Genomic DNA, 220 nt, shown 5'->3' with positions numbered 1-220 from the left:
ACACACAGCCGCCCGAAGGCGGCTGGGCGGGCGCATTGAGTAATACCATGATTTATAAGAGTTTCAACACACAGCCGCCCGAAGGCGGCTGGGTTCGATGACATTAAAATTCCTCAAGTGACTTCGGTTTCAACACACAGCCGCCCGAAGGCGGCTGGGTCAAGGTCAGACATAACCAATTCTGCCTCTTTGTGTTTCAACACACAGCCGCCCGAAGGCG

It is taken from the genome of Neisseria sp. HMSC056A03 (assembly GCF_001815685.1).
Classification (GTDB): domain Bacteria; phylum Pseudomonadota; class Gammaproteobacteria; order Burkholderiales; family Neisseriaceae; genus Neisseria; species Neisseria subflava.
The sequence above is the reverse complement of the archived record's forward strand: the minus strand, read 5'-3'. Positions refer to the sequence as shown.